At 65.0% G+C, this 18,723-nt stretch carries 13 protein-coding genes; 6 read left to right on the top strand and 7 right to left on the bottom strand.

Translation table 11 applies throughout. The features are described from left to right. Positions 1-990 (bottom strand): zinc-dependent alcohol dehydrogenase family protein, encoded by a 990-nt coding sequence (locus tag NCT05_RS19135; protein WP_250502951.1) that lies wholly within the window; start codon positions 988-990, stop codon positions 1-3. A 576-nt stretch (positions 991-1,566) separates the two neighbouring features. Here NCT05_RS19135 and NCT05_RS19130 point away from each other — a divergent pair. After that, complete coding sequence (locus NCT05_RS19130; RefSeq protein ID WP_033536165.1) at positions 1,567-1,941, top strand: DUF3564 family protein; 375 nt, start codon at positions 1,567-1,569, stop codon at positions 1,939-1,941. Positions 1,942-1,959: 18 nt separating this feature from the next. Here the strand turns inward: NCT05_RS19130 and NCT05_RS19125 are convergent, their stop codons facing one another. Continuing rightward, positions 1,960-2,151 (bottom strand): DUF2964 family protein, encoded by a 192-nt coding sequence (locus NCT05_RS19125; RefSeq protein WP_033536164.1) that lies wholly within the window; start codon positions 2,149-2,151, stop codon positions 1,960-1,962. Between the two features lie 296 nt (positions 2,152-2,447). Here NCT05_RS19125 and phaP point away from each other — a divergent pair, with 296 nt between their 5' ends. Together phaP and NCT05_RS19115 are read left to right on the top strand one after the other, a co-directional pair. Continuing rightward, on the top strand, positions 2,448-2,870 hold the full coding sequence (phaP, locus tag NCT05_RS19120) for a phasin family protein (RefSeq protein WP_008353443.1): 423 nt from the start codon (positions 2,448-2,450) through the stop codon (positions 2,868-2,870). 71 nt (positions 2,871-2,941) lie between these two features. Beyond that, complete coding sequence (locus NCT05_RS19115; RefSeq protein WP_008353444.1) at positions 2,942-3,754, top strand: class I SAM-dependent methyltransferase; 813 nt, start codon at positions 2,942-2,944, stop codon at positions 3,752-3,754. 7 nt (positions 3,755-3,761) lie between these two features. Here NCT05_RS19115 and NCT05_RS19110 read toward each other — a convergent pair whose 3' ends face one another. Further along, the gene (locus NCT05_RS19110; RefSeq protein WP_033536133.1) at positions 3,762-5,906 is read right to left on the bottom strand and encodes a serine/threonine-protein kinase; all 2,145 of its coding nucleotides are present in this window, start codon (positions 5,904-5,906) and stop codon (positions 3,762-3,764) included. A 441-nt stretch (positions 5,907-6,347) separates the two neighbouring features. On the opposite strand from NCT05_RS19110, the gene NCT05_RS19105 reads away from it, so the two are divergent. After that, the gene (locus NCT05_RS19105; protein ID WP_250502950.1) at positions 6,348-6,569 is read left to right on the top strand and encodes a hypothetical protein; all 222 of its coding nucleotides are present in this window, start codon (positions 6,348-6,350) and stop codon (positions 6,567-6,569) included. A 36-nt stretch (positions 6,570-6,605) separates the two neighbouring features. On the opposite strand, the gene NCT05_RS19100 is transcribed toward NCT05_RS19105, so the two are convergent. Further along, positions 6,606-10,973, bottom strand: coding sequence for a DEAD/DEAH box helicase (locus tag NCT05_RS19100; protein WP_250502949.1), 4,368 nt, complete (start codon positions 10,971-10,973; stop codon positions 6,606-6,608). 134 nt (positions 10,974-11,107) lie between these two features. Between NCT05_RS19100 and NCT05_RS19095 the strand changes: the two genes are divergently transcribed. Both NCT05_RS19095 and NCT05_RS19090 read left to right on the top strand, forming a co-directional pair. Then, complete coding sequence (locus NCT05_RS19095; RefSeq protein ID WP_250502948.1) at positions 11,108-12,406, top strand: glycosyltransferase family protein; 1,299 nt, start codon at positions 11,108-11,110, stop codon at positions 12,404-12,406. Between the two features lie 175 nt (positions 12,407-12,581). Beyond that, positions 12,582-14,981 (top strand): phosphoketolase family protein, encoded by a 2,400-nt coding sequence (locus NCT05_RS19090; protein WP_175979301.1) that lies wholly within the window; start codon positions 12,582-12,584, stop codon positions 14,979-14,981. Between the two features lie 129 nt (positions 14,982-15,110). Here the strand turns inward: NCT05_RS19090 and NCT05_RS19085 are convergent, their stop codons facing one another. From NCT05_RS19085 to NCT05_RS19075, 3 genes are read right to left on the bottom strand one after another with little or no spacing between them, the layout of a single operon-like run. Next, positions 15,111-16,448, bottom strand: a complete 1,338-nt coding sequence (locus NCT05_RS19085) for an MFS transporter (RefSeq protein WP_250502947.1) — start codon at positions 16,446-16,448, stop codon at positions 15,111-15,113. Positions 16,449-16,481: 33 nt separating this feature from the next. Then, a complete protein-coding gene (locus NCT05_RS19080; RefSeq protein ID WP_250502946.1) occupies positions 16,482-17,420 on the bottom strand; it encodes a hydroxymethylglutaryl-CoA lyase in 939 nt (312 codons plus the stop codon). After that, entirely contained in the window at positions 17,417-18,610 is a 1,194-nt protein-coding gene (locus NCT05_RS19075) for a CaiB/BaiF CoA transferase family protein (protein ID WP_250502945.1), read from the bottom strand. The genes NCT05_RS19080 and NCT05_RS19075 overlap by 4 nt, the downstream gene beginning before the upstream one ends. Positions 18,611-18,723 lie beyond the last annotated feature (113 nt).

Genomic DNA, 18,723 nt, shown 5'->3' with positions numbered 1-18,723 from the left:
TCACGCGCGGACCGTCAGCACCGCCGCGCCCGTCAGCTTGCCGTCGCGCAGATCGGCGAGCGCGCGGTTCGCTTCGTCGAGCGGATAAGGCGTCGTGTGCAGATCCAAATGAAACTGCGCGGCGATCCCCATGAACGCGCGGCCGTCCTCGCGCGTGAGATTCGCCACCGATATGACGCGCCGCTCGCCCCAGAGCAGCGCATACGGAAACGAAGGAATGTCGCTCATGTGGATGCCGCCGCACACCACGGCGCCGCCCTTCGCGACCGCCTTGAGCGCCGCGGGCACGAGCGCGCCGGCGGGCGCGAAGATCAGCGCGGCGTCGAGTTCATCGGGCGGCGTCTCGTCGCTGCCGCCCGCCCAATGCGCCTTCAGGGCGAGCGCGAGACGTTGCGCCGCGATATCGCCCGGACGCGTGAACGCATAGACCGCGCGCCCCTGATGCTTCGCCACCTGCGCGACGATATGCGCGGCCGCGCCGAAGCCATAGATGCCGATGCGCTGCGCGTCGCCGGCCACCGCGAGCGTGCGATAGCCGATCAGTCCCGCGCACAGCAGCGGCGCGGCTTCCACGTCCGAATACCGTTGCGGCAGATGCAGGCAGTAGCGCGCATCGGCGACGACGCGTTGCGCGTAACCGCCGTCGATCGTATAGCCGGTGAAATCCGGCGCATCGCAGAGATTCTCGCGGCCGGCGATGCAGTAGCGGCAACGGCCGCAGGTATGGCCCAGCCACGGCACGCCCACGCGATCGCCGGGCGCGAAGTTCGTCACGCCCGCGCCGAGCCGCGCGACCGTTCCCACGATCTCGTGGCCCGGTATCACGGGCCGCTTCGGATGCGCGAGCTCGCCGTCGACTACATGGAGATCGGTGCGGCACACGCCGCACGCATGGACGTCGATGAGCAGTTCACCTGCGCGCGGCACCGGATCGGGCAGATCGCGCAACTGCAGGAAAGGACCGTTGCCGTCGAAGACCATTGCGCGCATGAATTCATCTCCATCGATATTGCAGCGCAGCGTGTTGTCCGTCGCAGCAGCAAACGAACGGCACGCACGCGCGATGCGCTGGGGCGCGCGAAGCCGCCTTGGTGCACCGATGCACGCTCGCCGGGCATTCTGGTTACACCACATCACGCGATGATGCGGCGCACGCATCGCGCATCGGTTGCTCGCGCGTGCGGCGATTTGCCTCCGATGACTGTCGCTGAACGGTCAGATTGTCGTACTAAACTTGACTCATGCAGTCACGAAGCGAACATGTGTCGGCGACACATTTCGGCATCGGACTTGCTTGTTTGGTTCGGACATCATCGCTGTTGCGGCGCGGCAAGTTCGCGATCCGAAGCGTGCCTTACGAACGCATCGGCGATGGAACCCATTACATGCGGCGCGATTAAACTTATCTGCGGCGTCCAGTTCGAACCTCTCATCGCGGTCTGAGAAGATCGCGTCGCAACGCCTCAACAATACGCGCGGCGCAAGCCGCCATTCAACCGAGGACGCTCATGGCCGGCGAAAGCGCCGAGCGTCTTCGTCCATCGAATTTGCTTCATGGAGGATGACATGCGTATCACGGTCAAGCTGGATGGCTTCGAAGGCGCTCAATCGGCGGCCTACGCCATCCTGTGGCTCGACAAGGAAACCCGCCGATGGTCGCGCGAGGGTCATCAGTCCGTCGATGTGCCGGACTGGGGCGGCTTGCGCACAGGTTCGAACGGCACGATGATTTGCGGCCAGCAAGTGGGCGATCCCATCTGCGTTCTGGAGCGCCTCGATGTCGACGCGCCGGATGGCCCATGCGAGGGTCTCGCGGGACGCGTCCTCTGGTATGCCGACGGCGCCGGCATGAAGAGCACCGGACGCTGGCACGTCCAGTGCATCGATCGCGAGCAGATCAAGGCGGAGCACGGCGTATTCGCCGACGAGGAGAGAATCTGATCGGCACGCGCTCAATCGTCAGGGCTCGTCGCTCGGGAACGGTGTCAGCATCACGACGAACGACGCAGCCCCGATGAGTATCGCGAGCACGCCGTAGTACATCACCGACGTCTCGTCGAAGAGCAGGCCGCGCAGCGCCGCATTGATGCCGCCCAGCGTCACGAACACCGCGCCCAAAGCCGCCACGATGCGCCCTTCACCCCTGATCATGATGTTCTCCCGACCGTCGGGCGCACCGATACCGCGCCGCGATAATTCAATGGTCGCTTGCTCGGCGCGGCACGAATTGACCTGCATCAACCTCAACCGAACGTCGCGCGCGCCGGGAGGCGACCGCTCGTTCTGGTGTTTTCCCTTGCCCCATTTCCACGGCTTATATTGGTAGTATCAGGTGCTGGCTGCGCGTTGGCATGGCTTCGCGCACACGGCGCATGCTGCCCGGGCCATCCTCGCCTTTGCCCGCAAGAATGGCTCGCATTCGACCGACAAAACCCTGGGGAGGCACGATGAACCAAAATTTCAGCGATCCGTTCAGCCAGTTTGCAGCCATGTTCCAGCAGTACCAGCTTCCTGGGTTCGACGTCACCGCGATCATGGAATCGCGCCGCAAGGACGTCGAAGCGCTCGCGGCGACCAATCGCGTCGCGTTCGGCGGCATGGAGGCGCTGCGCGACAAACAACTCGAAATCCTGCGCCGGACCTTGAGCGATCTCGAAGGCATCGCAAAACAATTCGCCACGACCTCGACGCAACCGCCGTTCAACGCCAACGAAGTCGTGCAACGCGCGCTGCACAACGCGCTCGCGGACATGCAGGACATCGCGCGCACGACCCAGCAGACTCAGGCCGAAGCCTATGCGCTCGTCAGCAAACGCATGGAAGACGCCCTGAACGAACTCAAAGCTTCTATCGAGAAGCCCAAGACCTAGCCTCGCGCGGTCCTGACGAGGCCCGGCCTCCGGCAACGACGAGCCGCGCGTGCGGCGAGCGGAGGTGCGTCATGCAATTCGACGAATTCGCAGCGTTCGAGAAGGACGGCTGGGAGCATGTGGTCCCGTCGTACGAGGACTATTTTGGAAGGCTGACCGTTCAGGCGCATCCCGCGCTGCTCGATGCGCTTTCGGTCGCGCCGGGCATCCGCATGCTCGATGTCGCCGCCGGGCCGGGCAATCTCGCCGCGGCGGCGATCGAGCGTGGCGCGACTGCGGCGGCCGTCGATTTTTCCGCGTCGATGATCGCGCACGCGCGGCAGTTTCATCCCGAGATCGAGTTTCATCTCGCGGGCGCGGAGCAGTTGCCGTTCGGCGACGAAAGCTTCGACGCCGTCGGCATCAACTTCGGCATGCTGCATTTTCCCGAGCCCGAGCGCGCGCTCGACGAAGCGGCGCGCGTGCTCCGCCAGGGCGGACGCATTGCGTTCACCGCGTGGGCTGCACCCGAACGCGCGGTCGGCTTCGGCATGGTGCTCGACGCGGTCCGGCTGCATGGGACGCTCGATGTCGGACTGCCGCCCTCGCCGCCCTTCTTTCGCTTCAGCGATCCCGACGAATGTGTGCGCGTGCTCACCGAAGCCGGCTTTGCCGACGCGCGCGCCGTCGAAGTCGAGCAAACGTGGCATCTCGTGCTGCCCGAAACGCCGCTCGACGCCTTGATGCACGGCGGCGTGCGAATGGCGGCGCTGCTGCGCGCGCAATCGAAAAGCGCGCTTGCCGCAATCGCGCAGGAAGTGCACGCCCGCGTGACGGCGTACGCGCGGCACGGCGAGCTGCTCGTGCCGATGCCCTGTGTGCTGGCGTCCGCCACGAAACCCTGAGCCGGCGCTACTTTTTGGCTTGCGTCGTGATCTGGAAGATATCGACGGCGACGCGCTCGCGGCCGTATTTGCCCGCGAGCGCCGAGAGCCGCTTGTCGACGGCGCGCAGATATTCGGACTTCGCTTCGCTGTCGGGGCGCGGCGAGTCGAAGAGCGGCGCGGGCGTGACTGTCAGCACGATCATCTCCGAACCGAACGGCTTGCCGACGACCCAATCGCCCATTGTGCCGATGGTCGCCGTGTAGTTTGCGGGCGCCTGGTTGTCGCGCGAGCGCGCGTTCGGCAACAGATGCACGACGCTGCCATCGAGCATGAAATAGTCGACGTTGACGTAGGACTCGAACGCGGGCGTCATCAGATCGACGATGAGCGGGTCGCCTTCGGTGAGGCTCGTCGCGCGCGAGCGCGTGTGCACCGATGCCGGTCGCCCCGACTGGCGGTTGGCCGTCCAGAACGGGCCGTACACCTTGAGCAGATCGCATTTGTCGTCGGCGACCGGCTGCACGCCGAAGTTCGTCGTCTTCACGCCTGGCACGCGGCCGAGCGCTTCCTTCAGTCGCGCGAGACCGTATTTCTGCGATACGAAGCCCTGCACGTCGACGGTCTGATCATGCACCGACGCCACCAGCGCCGAGCACGGCACGCTCCCGAGCACGGGCGTGACGGCGGCCATCGTGAGTTCGGGAACGGGCGTCGCGGGCACGGCGGGCGTGACCGCCACCGCCGCCGAAGCGGGGGGCGCGCCGGGCGAATGCGGTGTCACCGTTCCCGCGGCGCTGCCTTCTGCCGGCGCGGGCGGCGCTTCGTGCGCAACTTCCTCGCCGCCCCTCGACTGATCGTAGAAGTAATATCCCGCGCCCGCCGCCAGCAGGGCCACGAGCGCCGCCGCGCCGATCGCAAACTTCGGCACGCCGCCTTTTTTTCCCTTGCGGCCCGCGGGCGACGCGGCATTTTCGTCGGCGATATCTTCGAGAAATTGCGTGACGCTCGGCGTCCTCGCTTCGCGTTCGAATGCGAGCGCGGCCTTCAGCGCTTTCCACTGCTTGTTGCCGAGATGCTCGGGACGCTGCGGCTTCATGCCCGCGCTTCTCGCCTGCAACGCGGGCACGCGATCGAACGGATGCTTGCCCGTCAGCAATTCGTAGGTGATGCAGCCGAGCGCGTAAATGTCGTCGCGCGGATCGGGCTCGCGATGCTCCAGCATCTCCGGGCTCGCGTACGCGGGCGTGAGCGCGCCGAGGCTGCCGGGATCGAACACGGTCGCCTCGGTTTCCTCCTCGGGCCGCTGGATCACGCGCGAAATGCCGAAGTCGATCACCTTCACTTCCGACGTGTCCGTGAGAAACACGTTGGCCGGTTTGAAATCGCAGTGCACGAAGCCGCGTTCGTGCGCGTAGGCGAGCGCGTTGGCCATGCCCTTGAAGATCGGAAAGACCTCGGAGAACGGCATGCCCTTGAAGTTCGGGTTCCGAAGCAGACGCGAGAGGGGCTGGCCAGACAGATATTCCATCGTCAGATAGACGACCTGACCGTCGCGGTCGAAGTCGTACACGGTGACGATATTCCGATGCGCGAGCTGCTGCGCCTTGCGCGCCTCGCGCTGCAACGCGATCAGCGATTTCGGATTGCCGCGGAACTGGAGATTGAGCACCTTGATCGCGACATACGGCCGCCGGTCCGACGCTTCGAGCTTGCGCAGATCGAGCGCCTTGTACACGGTCCCCATTCCGCCGATGCCGAGACATTCTTCCAGCACGAAGCGGCTGTTGAGCGTGTCGCCGACGCCTTTCATCTGCTGATCGTGATCGACCATCACTTGCGTCGCCTGACTCCCGGTGCCGCCGCTCGGATCGCGCGAAGGCGGCGGCGCGAAACCCGGCGACGTTTGCAGACGCGTCTCGTCGCGGCTCGCGGGCCCGGTAGGGGAATCGGCTTCGGGACGCATGCGCGCCGCATGCTCGATGCGGCGGCGGATGGCCGCATAGATGTCGGGGGGCAACGGCCGCGCCGCGTGCTCCTCGTCGAGGATCTCCATGAGCCGCCTTGCCGGAGTCTGTTCGGTCGCCAGTGCGCCGTCCACTCCCGCAAAGAACTCGTCGCGCGACCCGCCGTCGCCCCGATAAGTACGAATCGCTTGCGCAAAACTTGTCATCTGTGCGACGCGACGCGGCTCCAATCGATCGACAACTACTTGTCGTAACAAAACCCCGGTGATCGTTCGATACTAGCCTTCACATGGAGCTTTCGCAAATGGCGTTTTCGATCATGAGCGGCATCGCGCACATGTCGTTCGGAGACCGACACATCGATGACGAGTGTTGGCGTCACGCCATCGAAATACGCTTGGCACGAACTCGCCGCGTGGCGAAAAGGACCGAAAAATCAACGCACTGGACAGTTCATGCCGCTCGCACGCGGCGTTGGCACGCGATTCGCATTGGTCTTCACGAACGTCTTTGCGGCAGAAGGCACGCGCCTTGTGCCGCCATTGGCGTTCACGCGCGATCGGTGTTGCGGATCACGGAGTCGCTCCGGCACATCGAAGACGATTGTCTATACTCGATTGGGACTCCCCACTCTGGAGGAAGCATCCATGGCCGTCATCAAAATCAGGGATCTCGCCGACAGCGTCGAACTCGACAGGCAGGCGATGCATACGATCGTCGGCGGCGCGCGCGATGGCGTGCGTCCATTGTTTCGCATCCGGCCGGCATCGGCGACAAATCGCGTCGTCGGTTATCCGGGCGTGCCGGTGAAGGACGTGCCCGCTACGCAGGCCGGTCCGTTCAACACGAGATTCGTCTCGAAGAAATAACGTCGATAGCGGCGAGGGATCGCGTCCTTCGCCGCTTCAATGGCGCGTCGGCATGCTCGCGCCCGTCACTCCGCTGCCGATGGAACTGCCGAGCGAACGCGCCGTGCGCTTGACGAGCGCGAGACGCATGCGCTCGCGCCCTTCTCCATCGAAATCGCCGAAATAGCGCGTCTTGCCCGCGACCACCGCGCCGACCGGCACGCCGTCGAGATACAGCACGCGATTGGCCGCGAGCGCCGGCACTTTTTCTCCCGGCAGCAAGGTGCCGACGAGATTGAGCGGATCGACCGCCGACAGCACCACGAACACGCCGTCCTTCGGCCGCTTGCGCATGTCGCGCAGCAGCGGCACGGCTTCGGGCAGCGCGAATTGCTCGCCCGCGAGCCCGGCGACGAAGCGCCCGCCGCGAATCTCGCCGCGCGCTTCCAGCCGGTGATAGACGCGCAGCAGATCGCGCCACGGCGGCAGCCATTGCGCCTCGCGCTCCAGAAGACGCCAGAACACGACACCGTAGCGCCGCAAAAGCGTCAGCGCGATGTGTTCGAGATCGCCGTCTTCGCGCGCGTCGTCCGGTTTCGCGCGGCGCAGGAGCGCCCAGCGGCCCGCGTCGTCCATTCCGCCGATGAAGAGGCCACCGCGCCTCGGACGCCGCGCGAACGCGTTGCGCTTCGCCGCCGGAGCGAGCAGCGCGCGCAGGCCCGCGAAACTGTCGGCATTGACGAGTCCGAGCGCGACCAGTTCGCCGAGCGCGTCTTCGAGTTCGGTGCGCAGAAGGCGCACGTCGGAGAGCAGTTCGTCGAAGAACATCGCGCCGTGCGCTTTCAGCGCGTCGAACACGCGTTCGGCACGCGACGACAGTTGCGGCGCTTCGTCGGGACGCATGAGCGCGTTCCATGCATCGAGGTGACGGCGCGGCAGCAGCACGATCGGCGTGCCGCGCACCGGACCGCCCGATGCGCGCGAGCGTCCTGCCGGACGCGTCCACACGAGCTTGCCCGCGCGGCACAGATCGTCGAGCCACATGCCCGAATAATCGGCGATGCGCGCCGGCAGTATTTCTTCCTCCCACGCGACGGCGGGCGCCTCGAAACCTTCGAGCTGTTCGAGCACGGCGCCGAGCGCGTCGCGGCCCTCGCCGCGCGAATCGGGCGCGACGCGCTGCCATTCGAGCAGAAAGCGCATGAAATCCTGCCGCTCGACCGGCTCGATTTCGCGACGCAGCCGCCGCACCGTATAGCGATGAATCCGCGCGAGCAAATGCCGCTCGCACCACTCTTCGACCTGCGCGCCCGGCGCGAACCGTCCGCGCATCACGTAGCCCTGCGCTTCGAGCCGCGTCAGGGCGAGCGCGATCGCCGACGCGGGCAGCGCGAGCGGACGCGCGATCTCCGGCACCGTCAGCGGCCCGAATCCCGACAGACGCGCGCGCACGATTTCGACGAGCGCGTCGTCGGTTGTCCACGCATCGTCGAAACCGGGCGGCGGCTGCAGCGACGGATGCATCGGCGCATGCTCGTAGACGGCGCGCACACACGCGAGACGTTCGACGGGCGTCCACAGCGCGTCGTGCTCCGCGATCTGCAGACGCGTCGCTCGGCCGGAGCGCGCGAGCGCATCCAGCCACGCGATCCATTGCGGGTCGCGTTGCGCTTCGGATTCGGCGATGCAGGCGAGCGTCGAAAGCGCCTCGTGCATTTCATCGGCGCTCGTGACTTCGGGCCAGGCTTCGTCGCGCACGCTCGCGATGGCGTCGGGATCGAGCGCGCCGAGATCGTCCGCCGAATGCGGATCGCTCCATCGGCGCGCGAGCACGGCCTGCGTGCGGCGTTCCTCGAGCGGCGCATCGTCGAGAAACGCATACGGCCGCGCCGACAGAATCTCGGCCGCGAGCGGCGACGGCGCGGGCAATTCGCGCGTGACGAGCCGCACATCGCCTGCTTCGATGCGCCGCAGGAGCGCGAGCCACGCGTCGGCATCCATCGCGTCGTGGAGGCAATCGTCGATCGTCTGCTCGACGAGCGGATGCGTCGGCACGTCGCGCTCGCCCGAGATGTTTTCCGCGCACGCGACCTGATCCGGGAACACCGCCGCGAGCAGATCCTCGCTTTTCATGCGCTGCAACTGCGGCGCGACCTTGCGCCCGCCGGTATAGCGCGGCAGCGCAAGCGAGTTGGTCGCGTTCCAGCGCCAGCGCACGCCAAAGAGCGGCGCGTCGAGCAGCGCCTGGATCAGCACGTGCTCCGCAGTCGCCGATTTCAGATAGCGCCAGACGTCATCGAGCGCAAAGCTGTGGCTGCCCGTCAGCGACAGCACGATCGCGTCCTCGGTCGCGGCCGCCTGCAGCTCGAAGTTGAACGTGCGGCAGAAGCGCTTTCTCAGCGCGAGTCCCCACGCACGATTCACGCGGCTGCCGAACGGCGCGTGGATGACGAGCTGCGTGCCGCCGGATTCGTCGAAGAAGCGCTCCATGACGAGCGTGTCCTGCGTCGGCAGCACGGTCAGCGCGGCGCGCGAACGCGCCAGATAATCGACGATCTGCCGCGCGGCTTCGATGTCGATGCCACTTTCTTGTGCAAGCCGCGCGACCGTCGCTTCGACGCCGCCATCGAGCCATGCGTCGACATCGGCGCGCAGACGCGAAATCGCATGAGAAAGCTCGTCGCTGCGGCCCGGCGCTTCGCCGAGCCAAAACGGGATGTTCGGCGGCTGGCCGTTCGCGTTTTCGACGCGCACGCGCCCGCCTTCCACGCGCACGATCCGGTACGACGTATTGCCGAGCTGAAAGATGTCGCCCGCGAGACTCTCGACGGCGAAATCCTCGTTCACCGTGCCGATCTGCAAGCCTTGCGGTTCGAGGATCACGGCGAAATCGGCGTTGTCAGGTATCGCGCCGCCCGAGGTCACGGCCGTCAGCTTGCCGCCGCGACGGCCGCGCAGCGTGCGCGAGACCGCATCGCGATGCACGTACGCCGCGCGCACGCCCTGCCGTCCGGTATAGCCCTCCGCGAGCGTGCGCAGCACGGCCTCGTAATGCGCCCGATCGAGCGTCGCGTACGGATACGCGCGCGTGATGCGCTCGAACAGTGCGTCCTCGCCCCACTCGCGGCACGCGACTTCGGCGGTGATCTGCTGCGCGAGCACGTCGAGCGGCGCGTGCGGGATCGTCAGGGCATCGAGTTCGCCGCGCCGCACGCAATCGAGGAGCGCCGCGCATTCGATCAGATCGTCGCGCGAGGTCGGGAAAAGCCGTCCTTTCGGCACGCCGCCGACGTGATGCCCGGAGCGCCCGACACGCTGCAAGAATGCGCCGATCGAGCCGGGCGAGCCGATCTGGCAGACGAGATCGACATCGCCGATATCGATGCCCAGTTCCAACGACGCCGTCGCGATCAGCACGCGCAGTTCGCCGCGCTTCAGACGCTGCTCCGCGTCCAGCCGATGCTCGCGCGCAAGACTGCCGTGATGTGCGGCCACGGCTTCCTTGCCGAGGCGCTCGGTCAGATGCCGCGCCGCGCGCTCGGCCATGCGCCGCGTGTTGACGAAGACGAGCGTCGTCCGATGCAGCCCGGCAAGCTCCGCGAGACGGTCGTAGACGCGCTCCCACATGTCGTTGGACATGATCGCTTCGAGCGGCATCGGCGGGAGGTCGAGCGCGAGATCGCGCGCTCGAACATGTCCGACATCGACGATCTCGCAGGGCTGGTTATCACCGACGAGAAACTTCGCGACGAGTTCGATCGGCTTTTGCGTCGCCGACAAGCCGACGCGCACGGGCCGCTGCCCGCCCGCTTCCTCGCACAGCGCGTCGAGGCGCGCGAGCGACAGGCTCAGGTGCGAACCGCGCTTGCTGCCCGCGACCGCATGAATCTCATCGACGATCACCGTGCGCGTGGTCGAAAGCATCGCGCGGCCGGAATCGGACGACAGCAGCACGTAGAGCGATTCCGGCGTCGTAACGAGGATATGCGGCGGGCGCTTCCTGACGGCGTTGCGCTCTTGCTGCGTCGTGTCGCCGGTACGGACGGCCGCGCGAATCTCGGGCGCCGCCACGCCGGATTCGCGCAAGGTCTGCGCGATGCCCGCGAGCGGCTCCTCCAGATTGACGTGGATGTCGTTCGACAGCGCCTTCAGCGGCGACACGTATACGACGCGCGTCTCGTCCGGCAGCGTCCCGCCGCGCGCGACGCCGTCACGAACCAGTTCGTCGATGGCGGCGAGAAACGCGGTAAGCGTCTTGCCGGAGCCGGTCGGCGCGGCGACGAGCGCCGAGCGGCGCGCGTGGACGAGCGGCCACGCGCGCGCCTGCGCCGCGGTCGGCGCGGGAAAGCGGGCGCCGAACCACGCGGCGACGGCGGGATGAAAGCCGTGCAGCGCGTCGGCGATGGAAGCGGATTTTCGGATCATTCGGACATTCTATGGGCGCTTGAGAAACGGCGTATTACTGGCGCTTTTCGGACAGTTCCCATGCGACCCGGAACGCTTTACAGCGATGCTAGGCGGTTCGCCCAAGCAATCCGTTCAAACGCTTTCCGCCTCTCATGATCGTCCTAAGCCTTCTGTCCGACCACGCGCCCGGCGCGCTCGCCAACCATCGCCACTACGCACGGGAATTCGGCTATCGCCACATCGAGATCGACTTGTCCGATTTGTCGGGAAGCAACAAGCACCTGCAATGGGTCTACAAGTACGAAGCGTTGCTGCGTCATTTGAGCCGCGCCGCGCCGAACGAAATCCTCATGCTGCTGAGCGAGAACGCCGCGATACTGCGGCCCGTCGCATTGCCCGATCTCATGGCGGGGCGCGACTGGCTCCTGACTTGCGCCGAAGGCCATATCCCGCAGACGGATATCCTCATCTTCCGCAATACAGAACCGGTGCGCCGCAAGCTCGCGGATCTCGTCGGCCGCTGCCGGCTCGGCGTCGCGTTGCCGGAAAACGAAGGCGAAATGCTGCATGACTTCACGATTTGCCCGCAACAGTTCCGCGTCGGCGACGTGTACGTTGTGCTTCCGGCCGCGGTCAATCTCGAATGCGTCTGGGCGACGTGGAACAGCTTCTCCACCTGCTTTCGCGACGAGAAACATCATCGGCGGCTTCGTGCGGCAGCGTTTGAACACATCAACGAATGCAGGACGCGCGCAACGCCGTTTCTCTCGCTCGCCAATTCGGGCGTGCATGAAACCGAAACGCAAAGCGTCTATCAACCGAACCACGCGATCGCGATCGTCATGCTCTATACGCCGAATATCGCGCAGTACGGGCGCATCGCCGAGGCCAACATCAGGCAATATTGCAAACGCCACGGTTACACGCTTTACGTGCATCGCGATGTTCCGCCGCGATTGAACGACGGAAAGACGTCGGCGAACTGGCACAAGGCCGCGTTGCTGCACGCGTACTTGCCGCATCATCAATGGGTGTTCTGGCTCGATGCCGATGTGCTCATCAACGACATGAACCGCCGTCTCGAACCGCTCACGCGCGAACGCGACACCGTGTTGGCACGCGATATCGGAACGTGGGCGTTCAACTCCGGCATCATGGGCTTTCAGCGCAATCAGCAGAACTACGACGCTCTCGCGCGCGTGATCGAAAGGTGCCGGAACCTGGACGACAGATCCCACATCTATGCGAACCAGGGCGATCAGTATTACTTCATCGATGTCTTCCACTCGCTGCCGGACTTCGATTCGACGCGCATTTACGATTTCATCGAACTGAACACGCCCTGGGTCTATCGCCGCCCGGACAGCTTCATGGTTCATTACATCGGCATGTGGGAAGATAACCGCGCGCTTATCATGGACTACGACCTCCGCCACGCCGCGATGGAATGACGCGCTCGCCACCATCGTTGCCGCGCCGCCGGTAAGATGTACCGGACGGCGCCGCGCGTGCCCTGCAACCAAACCGCCACAATCACAGCCGATCATTAACCAGCGCGCAGGATTCGATCTGCGCAAGCCGCACGCACGACGCTCGACCAATCCTCTCACTCATCAGGAGAACCAATTGAACGACGACGTCACTGGCACGACCGCCCTCGAGACGCCTCTCGATCCCGATCTTCTCGCGAAGATCGACGCCTACTGGCGGGCCTGCAATTATCTTTCGGTCGGCATGATTTACCTGCGCGCGAATCCGCTGCTGCGCGAGCCGCTCGAGCGCGAACACATCAAGCGGCGTCTGCTCGGACACTGGGGCTCCGATCCCGGCCAGTCGTTCGTCTGGGTGCATCTGAACCGGCTCATCAAGCGCGATGATCTGAACGTCCTGTTCGTCTCCGGTCCCGGCCATGGCGCGCCCGCGACGCTCGCGAACTCGTGGCTCGAAGGCCATTACTCGGAGATTTACCCCGATCGCAGTTTCGACGAGCGCGGCATGCTCAAGCTCTTTCGCGCGTTTTCGTCGCCGGGCGGCATCGGCTCGCATTGCACGCCGGAAACGCCGGGATCGATTCACGAAGGCGGCGAGCTCGGTTACAGCCTGTCGCATTCGTTCGGCGCGGCGTTCGACAATCCCGATCTGATCGTCGCGGCGGTCGTGGGCGACGGCGAAGCGGAAACCGGCCCGCTCGCCACATCATGGCATTCGAACAAGTTTCTCAATCCCGCGACCGACGGCGCCGTGCTGCCGATTCTCCACCTGAACGGCTACAAGATCGCCAATCCGACGATCCTCGCGCGCATTCCGCACGACGAGCTCGAAGACCTGTTCAGGGGCTACGGCTACGCGCCGCATTTCGTCGAAGGCGACGATCCGGAAACGATGCATCAGCGCATGGCCGCGACCTTGGAACGCTGCATCGCCGATATCCGCGCGATTCAGGCGAACGCGCGCGCCAATCCTGAGAACGTGACGCGCCCGCGCTGGCCGATGATCGTGTTGCGCACGCCTAAAGGCTGGACCGGACCGAAGGAAGTCGACGGCCGGAAGGTCGAGGATTACTGGCGCTCGCATCAGGTGCCGATCGCGGATGCCGTAAGCAATCCCCGCAGTCTCGCGCAACTGGAAGCGTGGCTGCGCAGCTACAAGCCCGAGGAACTGTTCGATGAAGACGGCCGTCTGATCGAACCGCTGCGCGCGCTCGCACCCGAAGGCACGCGCCGCATCAGCGCGAATCCGCACGCGAACGGCGGCGCGCTGCGGCAATCGCTCGACATGCCCGATATCCGCGACTACGCGTTCGAGTTCAAACGCGCCGCAAGCGTCTACACGTCGCCGACGGCCGTGCTCGCCACGTTCCTGCGCGAAGTGATCCGCCGCAACATGACGAGCTTCCGTCTCTTTGGCCCGGACGAGACCGCGAGCAACAAGCTCGACGGCGTGTACGAAGTATCGGGCAAGCGCTGGATCGCACAGACGCTGCCCGAAGACGAAGACGGCGGCGCGCTGTCCGTCGACGGACGCGTCATGGAGATGCTGTCGGAGCACACGCTCGAAGGCTGGTTCGAAGGTTACGTGCTCACCGGGCGTCACGGTCTTTTCGCGACCTACGAAGCGTTCGTGCACGTCATCGATTCGATGTTCAACCAACACGCGAAGTGGCTCGAAAAAGCAAAAACCGAAGTCGGCTGGCGCGCGCCGGTGCCGTCGATCAACCTGCTCATCACGTCGCTCGTGTGGCGGCAGGATCACAACGGCTTCACGCATCAGGATCCCGGCTTTCTCGATGTCGTCACGAACAAGAGCCCGAACGTCGTGCGTATCTATCTGCCGCCCGATGCGAACTGCCTGTTGAGCGTCGCGGATCACTGTCTGCGCACGCACGACTACGTGAATGTGATCGTCGCGGACAAGCAGCCGCATCTGCAATATCTGAACATGCAGGACGCCATCGTGCATTGCGCGAAGGGCATCGGCATCTGGGACTGGGCGTCGACGGATCAGGGCGCGGAGCCGGATGTCGTGATCGCGTGCGCGGGCGATATCGCGACGATGGAAGCGCTCGCCGCCGTCGAAATCCTGAAGGCGCATTGCACCGATCTGAAGATCCGCTTCGTCAACGTCGTCGATCTCTTCAGGCTGCTGCCGGACACCGAGCATCCGCACGGCTTGTCGCATCGCGATTTCGATTCGATCTTCACGCGCGACAAACCCGTGATCTTCAACTTCCACTCGTACGCGTCGCTCGTGCACAAGCTCACGTACAACCGCACGAATCACGCGAACATGCACGTTCACGGCTATCGCGAGCGCGGCAACATCAACACGCCGTTCGAACTCGCGATCATCAACGGCGTGGATCGCTATACGCTCGCGATCGACGTGATCGACCGCGTGCCGCGCATCGCGGGCAGCAGCGCGCATACGAAGGAATGGCTCAAGAACCAGATCATCGAGAGCGTGCGGTACGCGCATGAGGAAGGCATCGATCGCGACGAGATCCGCGAGTGGACGTGGAAGGATTGATGCGAGACTGAATGCGGCATGCAAGATGCCATCTGGCCTGATGAATGCAAAACGCCAGATGCAAAATGCAAAAAGCGCCCGGGGACATGCAGTCCGCCGGGCGCTTTCCCGTTCGCAGAAGCCTTGGCGTCAGGCTTTGCGCTCCGAATGATCCTTCTGCCTGAGCGTCTGCGGCAAGCCGAAGAGCAGCAACAGCGCGCACAGCACGCTCATCGCGCCGATCGCATACAGCGCGGGCGTCGTGCTGCCCATCGTGTCGCGGATGCGGCCGACCATCACCGGGCTCACGATGCCGCCCAGTTGCCCCAGCGTGTTGATCAGCGCAATCCCGCCCGCCGCGCCCGCGCCGGTCAAGAGCTTCGGCGGCAGCGCCCAGAACGCCGGAATCGAGGCGATCACACCCGCGCCCATCACGCCGAGCGCGGCGATGAGCAGCGTCGTCTGCTTGTCGAAGATGCCCGCCGCGAAGAAGCCGGCAGCCGCCATCACGAGCAGCCTCGCGACGAACTTGCGGCGCTCGCCCGACCGGTCCGACATGCGGCCGACCACGACCATGCAGATCGCGCCGCAGATATATGGGACGGCCGTGAGCAAGCCGATGATCGTCGGATTCTGCGTGCCCGCCGCCCGGATCAGATGCGGCGCCCAGAAGTTGAGACCGTACGATGCGATCTGAATCAGGAAGTAGATCAGGCCGAGCATCAGGAAGCCGGGCGTCCTGATCGCGCCGAACAGCGAATGGCCGGTGTCGGTATGCTGACTTTGCGTCGAGATCTGGCTCTTCAGATACGTCTTCTCGTCGCTCGTGAGCCACGCGGCGTCATCGACGCGATCTTTCAGCACCTTCAGCACGAGAATGCCGAGCAGCACGCACGGCAGGCCGCCGAGCAGGAACAGCCAGTGCCATCCCGCGATGCCCGCGACGCCATTCAGATGCCCGAGCACGAGCCCCGACAGCGGCGCACCGAAAAGCCCCGAGAAGGCCGACGCGAGAAACAGCATCGACGTGATGCGCCCGCGATAGCTCGCCGGAAACCACAGCGTCAGGTAATACAGCACGCCCGGCGCGAAGCCCGCTTCCATCGCGCCGATGATGAAGCGCAGTCCGTAGAACTGCCATTCCGTCTGCACGAAGACCATGAGCGCGGTCGCGATGCCCCACGAAATCATGATGCGCGCGATCCAGCGGCGCGCGCCGACCTTGTAGAGCAGCATGTTGCTCGGCACTTCGAAGAGCACATAGCCGATCACGAAAAGACTCGCGCCGAGACCGTATGCGGTGTCCGACAGGCCGAGCGAACTCTGCATCTGAAACTTCGCGAAGCTGATATTGATGCGGTCGAAAAACGCGAAGAAATAGCACAGCATGATGAGCGGCATGAGCCGCAATGCCACCTTGCGGATGATGTGCGAGGTGTTGCCGACAATGTGCGGCTCATCGGCCGCGTGGACGCTTAGATCGCTCATGTTTTGTCTCCAGTGTTGTTTTGGTCTTTTGAATTAGATCGCTTGCACGTAATCGGGCGCCGGATGCAGATCGCAATTGCGTCCCGCCTTCGCGACTTGTCCCGACACTTCGTGTCCGACGAGCGCGGGCAACGTGCGCGACAGCGCAATCAGCCTTGGCAGATCGATGCCCGTCGGAATGCTCATCTCATCGCACATGTTCACGAGGTCTTCGGTGCAGATGTTTCCCGAAGCGCCCGGCGCGAACGGACAGCCGCCGAGACCGCCGAGCGCGGCGTCGAAACGGCGCGCGCCGGTGTCGTAGGCAGCGAGGACGTTGGCGAGGCCGAGGCCGCGCGTATTGTGAAAGTGCAGCGTCAGATCGGCGGCGGGGACGTGTTCGAGCACGCGTGCGACCAGCCGCGCGACCTGACGCGGATTCGCCATGCCGGTGGTATCCGCGAGCGTGATGCCGTCGATGCCCATTTCGCGATACGTCCGCGCGATCGACACGACGCGCTCTTCGTCGATGCGCCCCTCGAACGGGCAGCCGAACGCGGTGGCGACGGTCGCGTTCAGCGAAGCCTTGCCAGAGGCGAGCCGAACGACATCGCCGAAACCGGCCAGCGACGACTCGCAACTCATACGCATGTTCGCGCGATTGTGCGTCTCGCTCGCGGACATCACGAGGTTCAGTTCATCGGCGCCCGCGGCGAGCGCGCGCTCGGCGCCCTTTGCATTCGGCACGAGCGCGACGTAGATCACGCCTCGCCCGCGCCGGATGCCGTTGAAGACCGCGTCGCCATCGCGCAGCGCGGGAATCGCTTTCGGCGACACGAACGAGCCCGCCTCGATGCGGGAGAAGCCGCACGCCGACAATGCGTCGATCAGCGCGATCTTGTCTTCGGTCTCGACCCACTGCTTTTCGATCTGCAGACCGTCGCGCGGCGCGACCTCCTGCACGATCAACGGTTCTTTGTATTCGTAATTCATTGCACCGCTCCTTCGGCACGCAGCCGTTCCACTTCATCCGCGGCGAAGCCGAGCGATTCGAGCACCGATTGCGTATGCTCGCCGAGCGCCGGGCCTTGCCAGTGCACTTCGCCCGGCGTATCGGAGAGCTTCGGCACGATGCCCGGCATCTTCACTGATGCGCCGCCCGGCAGTTCTGCCTTCAGCAGCATGTCGCGCGCTTGGTAATGCGCGTCGTTGACGATGTCCGCGACGGAGTAGATGCGACCCGACGGCACTTCCTCGCGTTCGAGCGTCGCCAGGACATCGTCCATCGAATGATGCGAGGTCCACGCGGTGATCGCTTCGTCGAGCATTGCGCTGTGACGCACGCGGCCGTCGTTGCGGGCAAGCGCGGGATCGTCCGCGAGATCGGGACGGCCGATCACCTTCATGAGCCGCCTGTAGATCGGGTCGCTGTTGCCCGCGATCACAACGAAGCCGCCATCCTCCGTGCGATACGTGTTCGACGGCGCAATGCCCGGCAGCGCCCCGCCGCTGCGCTCGCGCACATGGCCGAGCAGATCGTATTCGGGCACGAGGCTTTCCATCAGATTGAACACGCTTTCGACGAGCGAGACATCGACCACCTGGCCGTCGCCCTTGCCGGTCTTCACGCGCAGCACCGACATCAGCGCGCCGATCACGCCGTGCAGCGAAGCGAGCGAATCGCCGAGACTCACGCCGACGCGCGCCGGCAGCCCTTCTGCGTCGCCCGTCGTGTAACGGATGCCGCCCATCGCCTCGCCGATCGCGCCGAAGCCCGGCCGGTCGCGGTACGGACCCGTCTGGCCGTAGCCGGAGATGCGGACCATCGTGAGCTTCGGGTTTATTGCATGCAAAACGTCCCAGCCGAGACCGAGTTTTTCGAGCGCGCCGGGCCGCATGTTTTCGATGACGATGTCGGCATCGGCGGCGAGACGCTTGATCACGTCCGCGCCTTCGGGCGACTTGAGATTCACGCACACCGACTTCTTGTTGCGCGATTGCAGATACCACCAGAGCGAAGTGCCCTCGTGCAGCTTGCGCCATTTGCGCAGGGGATCGCCGGTATTCGGCGCTTCGATCTTGATGACTTCCGCGCCGAATTCGGCCAGCATGCGCGCCGCGAACGGCGCGGCGATCAGCGTGCCGATTTCGATGACGCGAATGCCCTGAAGAGGTCCGCTCATGCCGCTGTCTCCTGATGATGTGCTTTTCGATGGAGACAAGCTTATTGGCGAACGCTCGGGGGCGTCCAACCGCATTTCGGCAAGCATCGTTCGTCAAACGCGAACGCTCGCCG

Origin of the sequence: Caballeronia sp. AZ7_KS35 (assembly GCF_023631045.1) — a bacterium.
GTDB lineage: Bacteria > Pseudomonadota > Gammaproteobacteria > Burkholderiales > Burkholderiaceae > Caballeronia > Caballeronia zhejiangensis.
This window is presented reverse-complemented; position numbering and strand designations above follow the sequence as displayed.